This window comes from Streptomyces sp. AcH 505, assembly GCF_000818175.1.
Taxonomy (GTDB): Bacteria; Actinomycetota; Actinomycetes; order Streptomycetales; family Streptomycetaceae; genus Streptomyces.
This window is the reverse complement of the sequence record NZ_JTIY01000001.1, coordinates 5,807,186-5,815,013: the sequence shown is the minus strand read 5'-3', so window position 1 is coordinate 5,815,013 and position 7,828 is coordinate 5,807,186. Positions and strand designations below refer to the sequence as shown.

The 7,828-nt window shown below is 70.2% G+C and carries 7 protein-coding genes and 1 pseudogene; 6 read left to right on the top strand and 2 right to left on the bottom strand.

All coding sequences use genetic code 11. The features are described from left to right. A pseudogene (locus HY68_RS44090) lies at window positions 1–370 on the bottom strand (AraC family transcriptional regulator); the annotation flags it as partial. A 52-nt stretch (window positions 371–422) separates the two neighbouring features. On the opposite strand from HY68_RS44090, the gene HY68_RS26040 reads away from it, so the two are divergent. Next, entirely contained in the window at window positions 423–833 is a 411-nt protein-coding gene (locus tag HY68_RS26040) for a cupin domain-containing protein (protein WP_041993028.1), read from the top strand. Window positions 834–993: 160 nt separating this feature from the next. Here the strand turns inward: HY68_RS26040 and HY68_RS26035 are convergent, their stop codons facing one another. Continuing rightward, window positions 994–1,755, bottom strand: a complete 762-nt coding sequence (locus HY68_RS26035; protein ID WP_041993023.1) for an IclR family transcriptional regulator — start codon at window positions 1,753–1,755, stop codon at window positions 994–996. 183 nt (window positions 1,756–1,938) lie between these two features. Here HY68_RS26035 and HY68_RS26030 point away from each other — a divergent pair, with 183 nt between their 5' ends. From HY68_RS26030 to mmsA, 5 genes are all read left to right on the top strand, one after another. Continuing rightward, on the top strand, window positions 1,939–3,102 hold the full coding sequence (locus HY68_RS26030) for a mandelate racemase/muconate lactonizing enzyme family protein (protein WP_041993020.1): 1,164 nt from the start codon (window positions 1,939–1,941) through the stop codon (window positions 3,100–3,102). Further along, complete coding sequence (locus HY68_RS26025) at window positions 3,099–4,112, top strand: alcohol dehydrogenase catalytic domain-containing protein (RefSeq protein ID WP_041997189.1); 1,014 nt, start codon at window positions 3,099–3,101, stop codon at window positions 4,110–4,112. The genes HY68_RS26030 and HY68_RS26025 overlap by 4 nt, the downstream gene beginning before the upstream one ends. Window positions 4,113–4,198: 86 nt before the next feature. After that, on the top strand, window positions 4,199–5,176 hold the full coding sequence (locus tag HY68_RS26020; RefSeq protein ID WP_041993017.1) for a hypothetical protein: 978 nt from the start codon (window positions 4,199–4,201) through the stop codon (window positions 5,174–5,176). A 7-nt stretch (window positions 5,177–5,183) separates the two neighbouring features. Then, entirely contained in the window at window positions 5,184–6,290 is a 1,107-nt protein-coding gene (chvE, locus tag HY68_RS26015; RefSeq protein WP_041993014.1) for a multiple monosaccharide ABC transporter substrate-binding protein, read from the top strand. Then, complete coding sequence (gene mmsA, locus HY68_RS26010) at window positions 6,287–7,828, top strand: multiple monosaccharide ABC transporter ATP-binding protein (RefSeq protein WP_107070129.1); 1,542 nt, start codon at window positions 6,287–6,289, stop codon at window positions 7,826–7,828. The genes chvE and mmsA overlap by 4 nt, the downstream gene beginning before the upstream one ends.

Sequence of the window (7,828 nt, the reverse complement as noted above, 5' to 3'; positions counted from 1 at the left end):
CGTCCAGCACCCCGGCGGCGGCCAGCGTGAACGAGCCGCTGCAGAAGCTGACCAGCCGGGCGCCACGGGCGGCGGCGCGGCGGACGGCGTCCAGCACGGCGGGCGACGGCGGGGTCTCGGGGTCGGGGCGGTTGGGCGCGATGACGGTGTCGGCCCGGTCCACGGCGTCCAGCCCCGCGACACCGGAGAGCTGGAAGAAACCGGAGTGCATCCGTACCGAGGGGGACTCGGCGCACAGCTCGAAGTCGTACCAGGGCCCGTCGATCTCCGGCCGGTCGAGTCCGAACATCTCGGTGGCGACGCCCATCTCGAAGGGGTTGGAGCCGTCGGCGACGATCATGACGACCCGGTGCGAGGAATCTTGCGGCATACGCGATTCCTAGCACTCACGCGACGGGGCGGGCAACACCCACGATGGAGCCATGACCACTGAGCGCACGCAGCCCAGCACCCGGCCCATCGCCCTGGCCGCCGCCCTCGACTCCTTCGACGCCGTGTGGAGTCCGCGCATCGTGACCCGGGTCAACGACTACGACATCCGTATCGCCAAGGTGGTGGGAGAGCACATCTGGCACGTCCACGAGCAGACGGACGAGTTCTTCCAGGTGCTGGAAGGCGAGCTGCTGATCGGGCTCCGCGAGGACGGTGGCGAGCGGACCGTCACCCTGCCGCGCGGTTCGGTCTTCACCGTGCCGCGCGGGATCTGGCACAAGCCGTCCTCGGCCGGCGGCGCCTCGATCCTGGTCGTCGAGCCGAGCGGCACGCTCTCGGTGGGCGACCGGCACGACGAGGTGCCCGGCCATGTCGACGCCACGACGGGGCACGCCCTGTGACCGCCGCGCGGCGGGCCGCGCTCGCGGATGTCGTCGCGATCCCCTCACCCCCTTCGACGCGGCGGCCAAGGTAGGCGGCCTACCGCACGCTGGTACGACGGCTGAGCCACCTGCTCGAACAGAGGTACCCGACCCGTACGCGGGCTGAGAGCGGCGGCGGTCAGCGGTGGCCCAGCCGCGCCGAGAGGGCGTTCGCGCCGTTCGACGCGAGCTGGGCCAGCTCGCTCTCCCGCTCGTCGCTCCAGCGGATCATCGGTACGGAGATGGACAGGGCGGCGACGACCCGGCCCCTGCTGTCGCGGACGGGCGCCGCCACGCAGCTGACGTCGGGGTTGGACTCGCGGTGCTCAACCGCCGTACCGCGCTCCCTGACCCGGTCCAGCTCGGCACGGAGCGCGGCCGGGTCGGTCAGGCTGCCGGGGGTCATCGCGACCAGTTCGCGGCCGGCGAGCCGCGCCTCCAGTTCGGTCCGCGGCAGCATGGCGAGCAGCATCTTGCCGACCGACGTGCAGTGGGCGGGCAGTCTGCGGCCCGCGGCCGAGACCATGCGGACGGCGTGGGTGGAGTCCACCTTCGCGATGTAGATGACGTCCGTGTCCTCCAGGACGGCGACATGGACGGTCTCGTCGCAGGTCTCCGCGACCTCACGGGCGACCTGCTGACCCTCGGCGGCCAGGTCGAGTTGTTCCGCGTAGCGGCTGCCGAGCTGGTAGGTGCGTACGCCGAGCCGGTAGCGGCCGGGCTGGTCCGGCAGGGCGACCAGGTACGAGCGGGCGGCGAGCGTGGTGAGCAGTTCGTGCACGGTGGTGCGGGGCAGCCCCAGCCTGCGGATGACGTCGGGCGCGGTGAGGGTGCCGTCGCCGTCCAGGAACAGCTCCAGAATGTCCATCGCCCGCGTGACCGCGGGGACCAGCCGTCCCATGTCCGACCACCAACCTCGTTCGGTGTTCCGGCCGTTGGCCGATATGACGAACACAGGTTAGCTCTCGGCACACCCATTGACACCCCTCGGTGGAGCTGAATACGGTCACGCCCAGCATTTCGAACGCTTGACGAAATTTCGAACAAGCTCTGCGGACCGGGCTCGACGGAGAGGCCAACTGCCTTGCGGATCACCGGAATCAGCACGCATGTCGTCGGGACGCCCTGGCGCAACCTCACCTACGTCCTCGTCCACACCGACGAGGGTCTGACCGGGGTCGGCGAGACCCGGATGCTCGGCCGCACGGACGCGCTGCTGGGCTATCTGCGGGAGGCCGAGGCCAACCACATCGCCGGGTCCGACCCGTTCGCGGTGGAGGATCTGGTCCGCCGGATGAAGTACGGCGACTACGGGCGGGCCGGCGAGATCGTGATGTCGGGCATCGCGGTGGTCGAGACGGCCTGCTGGGACATCAAGGGAAAGGCGCTGGGTGTCCCGGTGTGGCAGTTGCTCGGCGGCAAGGTGACCGACCGGGTCAAGGCGTACGCCAACGGCTGGTACACCACCGAACGCACCCCCGACGCCTACCACAAGGCCGCCGAGGCGGTGGTGGCGCGCGGCTACCGGGCCCTGAAGATAGACCCGTTCGGCACCGGGCACTTCGAGCTCGACCGGGCCGCCTCCAACGAGGCGGTGGCGCTGATCGAGGCGGTGCGCGACGCGATCGGGCCCGACGCCGAGCTGATGCTGGAGATGCACGGCCGGTTCAGCCCCGCCACCGCCGTACGGCTGGCGCACGAACTCGCGCCGTTCGCACCGGCCTGGCTGGAGGAGCCGGTGCCGCCGGAGAACCTGAAGGCGCTGCGCAAGGTCGCCGACAAGGTGGATCTGCCGATCGCCACCGGCGAACGCGTCCATGACCGGATCGAGTTCCGCGAACTCTTCGAGTCGCAGGCGGCCGACATCATCCAGCCGGACGTCGGGCACATCGGCGGCATCCTGGAGGCCAGGAAGCTCGCCGCCACCGCCGAGACCCACTACGTACTGGTCGCCCCGCACAACGTAGGAGGTTCGGTACTGACCGCCGCCAGCCTGCAACTGGCCGCCTGCACACCGAACTTCAAAATCCTTGAGCACTTCAACGACTTCGCGGACGCCGACATCAAGAAGGTCGTCACCGGTGCGCCGGAGGTCGATCCGCGGACGGGGTGCTTCGAGGTGTCGCACGCACCGGGGCTCGGTGTCGAGTTCGACCCGGAGGCGGCGGCCGAATTCCCGCAGCAGCAGGCGCGGTTCGACCTGTGGGCGGACGGCTGGGAGAAGCGCGCACCGAAGGCTCCGCGATGAGCAGCCGGGCGATCGTCGTCGAACGGCCCGGCGCGCACCGGCTGGTGACCGGTCCGGTGCCGGTACCGGGCCCCGGCGAGGTGCTGGTGCGGGTCGCCGCCGCCGGGATCTGTATGAGCGACCGGGAGGTGTACGACGGACGGCGCGACGCGGGTTACGTCCGCTACCCGGTCACCCCGGGCCACGAGTGGTCGGGGACGGTCGAGGCGGTCGGCGAGGGCGTCGACCGGCGGCTGACCGGACGCCGGACGGTCGCCGAGGGGTTCCGTAACTGCGGGGTGTGCGACCGGTGCCGCGAGGGCGAGACCTCGCTGTGCGCCGCGGGGTACGACGAGACGGGGTTCACCCGGCCCGGCGCCTTCGCCGACCATCTGCTGGTGCCCGCCCGGCTGTTACATCCGCTGGACGACGCGGCGGACCTGCGGTCGGCGGCGCTCCTTGAGCCGGCCGCCGTGGTGGCGGCCGCCGTACGGGCCGCCGCTCCGCAGCCGGGTGAGCGGGTCGCCGTGGTGGGGACGGGAACGCTGGGCCTGCTCGCCGTCCAGCTGCTCGCCCGCTACTCCCCCGCCGAGCTGACGGTCGTCGACCCACGGACCGAACGGGCCGAGCTGGCACGGGAGTTCGGCGCGACGAGCGTGCGCACCCCCGAGACGGCCACGGACGAGCACGGCCGCTACGACCTGGCCCTGGAGACGGCGGGCGCCCCGGCGACAGCGACCGCGGCCTGTGCGCTGGCGCGGCGCGGCGGCCGGGTGCTGCTCACCGGCATCTTCCCGCCGGACGCGACCGGCATCGACCCGGCGAACCTGACGCTGCGTCAACTCACCGTGCGGGGCGTCTTCGGCGCCCCGACCGCGGCCTGGGCCTTCGCCGTACGGGCGTTCACCGCCGGGCTGCTCGCACCAGGACCGCTGATCAGCCACGAGTTCCCGCTGGAGAAGTACGCCGAGGCCGTGGCGCTGGTGGGCGGCGGCGGCCCCGGCACCGGCAAGGTGCTGCTGCGCCCCTGACCACGCCGGGGCCCTGGCCCGGCACGCCCGACGTTCCGAACCTCGTCCGGTATGTCGAACAAAGAAACCGACCGAAGGACTCGTCCGTGACCGACGCATCAGCTTCCGTCCCCCGGCGCCCCGGCGAAGAGGCACTCGCCGCGCTCGGCCTGGCCGCCCCCGAGCACAACCCGGCGGACACCTCTCCCCACGCGTTCCCCGACGGCGGCAGATGGCGCACCGAAATTCCCTCGGTGGAGGGGCCCGAGGCCCTTGCCGAGGTGTTCAAGGAGTCGGCGCGCCTCGATGTGCCGATCCACCGGGTGAGCCAGGGCAGCGGCGTCTGGATGCTGTCCGACACCGACATCACCGACATGGCCGACGCGTGCGCCGCGCGCTCCGTCGAGCTGTGCCTGTTCACAGGCCCGCGCGGCACCTGGGACATCGGCGCCGCCACCCGCAGCGACTCGGGCGGCGCGGGACTGCGCGCCCGCGGCCATGACGCGCTGGCCGGCTGCGTCGAGGACGCGGTACGCGCCGCCGAGTTGGGGGTGCGGTGTCTGCTCGTCGCCGACGAGGGGGTCCTGTGGACCCTGCACCGGCTGCGGGAGCGCGGCATCCTGCCCGCCGACACCACGCTCAAGGTCTCGGCGCTGGTCGGCCCGGTCAACCCCGCGTCCTACGCGGTGGTCGAACAGCTCGGCGCCGACTCGGTCAACATCCCCTCGGACCTGTCACTCGCGCAGCTCACCGAGATCCGCCGGGCCAGCCGGGCGCCGATGGATCTCTACATCGAGGCGCCCGACGATCTGGGCGGCTACGTCCGGATGTACGAGACGGCCGAGCTGATCAGGCGCGGTGCGCCGCTCTACCTCAAGTTCGGCCTCTCCAAGTCCCCCGGTATCTACCCCTACGGAGCCCAGCTCCGCGAGACCGCCCTGAGCAGCGCCAGGGAACGGGTCAGGCGCGGCCGGCTCGTACTCGATCTGCTCGGCAGGCTCGGCGCCGACGGCGGTATGTCACCGCTCGGCTCCCGGCTGCCCGGGCCGCTCAACCGCTTCCCACTCCTCCACGAAAAGGACTGATGCCGTCATGCGCACCCGCGGATCAACGCTCGCCGTCGTCGCCACGGCCCTCGCCCTCTCGCTCGCCGCGTGCGGGCAGAGCAGCGAGGGGGGCAGCAAGGCCGAACAGAAGGACGGCGGCAAGGGCGGCACCATCGGCATCGCCATGCCGACCAAGTCGTCGGAGCGCTGGATAGCCGACGGCAACAACATGGTCGCCCAGTTCAAGAAGCTCGGCTACAAGACCAATCTGCAGTACGGCGAGGACGACGTCTCGCAGCAGGTCTCCCAGGTCGAGAACATGATCACGACCGGGGTCGACGTGCTGGTGATCGCCGCCATCGACGGCCGCGCGCTGAGCGACGTACTCCAGCAGGCCGCCGACAAGGACATCAAGGTGATCTCGTACGACCGGCTGATCCTGGGCACCAAGAACGTCGACTACTACGCCTCGTTCGACAACGAGAAGGTCGGGGTCCTGCAAGCGTCGTACATCGTGGACCGGCTCGGTCTGGCCAAGGGCGCGAAGGGCCCGTTCTCCATCGAGCTGTTCGCCGGGTCGCCGGACGACAACAACACCCGCTACGTCTTCGACGGCGCGATGAAGACGCTCAAGCCGTACCTCGACAAGAAGCAGCTCGTCGTCAGGAGCGGCCAGACCCGGCTGAACCAGCTCACGACGCTGCGCTGGGACGGCGGCACCGCGCAGAAGCGCATGGACAACCTGCTGACCAAGGCGTACGGCTCGCAGGACGTGGACGCCGTGCTCTCCCCGTACGACGGCATCTCGATCGGCATCCTGTCGGCGCTCAAGTCCGACGGCTACGGCACGGCGGCCAAGCCGTACCCGGTCGTCACGGGGCAGGACGCCGAGGTGGCGTCGGTGAAGTCGATCATCGCTGGGCAGCAGACCCAGACGACGTTCAAGGACACCCGGGCGCTGGCCAAGCAGGCCGTGCAGATGGCCGACGCGATGCTCACCCACAAGAAGGTCGAGGTCAACGACGAGACGACGTACGACAACGAGGCCAAGGTCGTGCCGGCGTTCCTGCTGAACCCGGTGAGCGTCGACAAGTCCAACTACAAAGCCGAACTCGTCGACTCCGGGTACATCAAGGCGAGTGACCTCGGGTGACCGCTCCGGTGCTGGAAATGCGGTCCATCGTCAAGACGTTCCCCGGGGTCAGGGCGCTGTCCGAGGTCTCCCTCACGGTGGCGCCCGGTGAGGTGCACGCCGTCTGCGGGGAGAACGGCGCGGGCAAGTCCACGCTGATGAAGGTGCTCAGCGGCGTCCATCCGCACGGCAGTTACCAGGGCGAGATCCTGTTCGAGGGCACGCCCTGCGCCTTCAAGGACATCGGCGCGAGTGAGGCGCGCGGCATCGTGATCATTCATCAGGAGCTGGCCCTGATCCCCTACTTGTCGATCGCGGAGAACATCTTCCTCGGCAACGAGCGGGCGACCCGGTCCATCATCAGCTGGAACGAGACGCTGCGGCAGGCGGCGGCGCTGCTGAAACGGGTGGGGCTCGACGAGCATCCGCAGACGCGGGTCGCCGACATCGGCGTCGGCAAGCAGCAGCTCGTGGAGATCGCGAAGGCGCTCGCCAAGAAAGTGCGGCTGCTGATCCTGGACGAGCCGACGGCCGCACTCAACGACGGGGACAGCGCGGCGCTGCTGCGGCTCATCCGGGAGCTGAAGGCGCACGGCATCACCTCGATCATCATCTCGCACAAGCTGAACGAGATCGCCGAGGTCGCCGACTCCGTCACCGTCCTGCGGGACGGCAGGACCGTCGAAACCCTCGACGTGGGCGCGGAGTCCACGACCGAGGACCGCATCATCCGCGGCATGGTGGGCCGCGATCTCGACCACCGTTTCCCCGAACGCACCCGTTACGAGGGCGATCCGGGGACGCATCCGGCGCTGGAGGTGCGGGACTGGACCGTGCACCACCCCATCGACCAGCAGCGCAAGGTGGTCGACGGGGTCTCGTTCCAGGTCCGCAGGGGGGAGATCGTCGGTCTCGCCGGGCTGATGGGCGCCGGCCGCACCGAGCTGGCGATGAGCGTCTTCGGGCGCTCCTACGGCCGCGACATCAGCGGCACCGTCCTCAAGGACGGCCGGGAGATCCGGACCCGGACGGTGCCGGAGGCGGTCGGGCACGGCATCGCGTACGTGACCGAGGACCGCAAGCGCTACGGGCTGAACCTGATCGACACGATCGGCCGGAACATCACGCTGAGCGCGCTGTCCAAGGTTTCCAACCGCGGCTTCGTCGACGGGCACGAGGAGCGGCGGGTCGCCGAGTCGTACCGCGCTTCGATGAACATCAAGGCGCCGACCGTCTTCGAGCAGGTCGGCCGGCTCTCGGGCGGCAACCAGCAGAAGGTCGTCCTCAGCAAGTGGATCTTCGCGGGTCCCGAGGTGCTGATCCTGGACGAGCCGACCCGCGGCATCGACGTCGGCGCCAAGTACGAGATCTACACCGTCATCGACCGGCTGGCCGCGCAGGGCAAGGCGGTCGTCCTGATCTCCTCCGAACTGCCCGAACTGCTCGGTATGTGCGACCGGGTCTACACGATGGCGGCCGGCCGGCTGACCGGCGAGGTGCCGAGGGCCGAGGCGACCCAGGAAGTCCTGATGCGCCACATGACCAGGAACGTGAGGTAG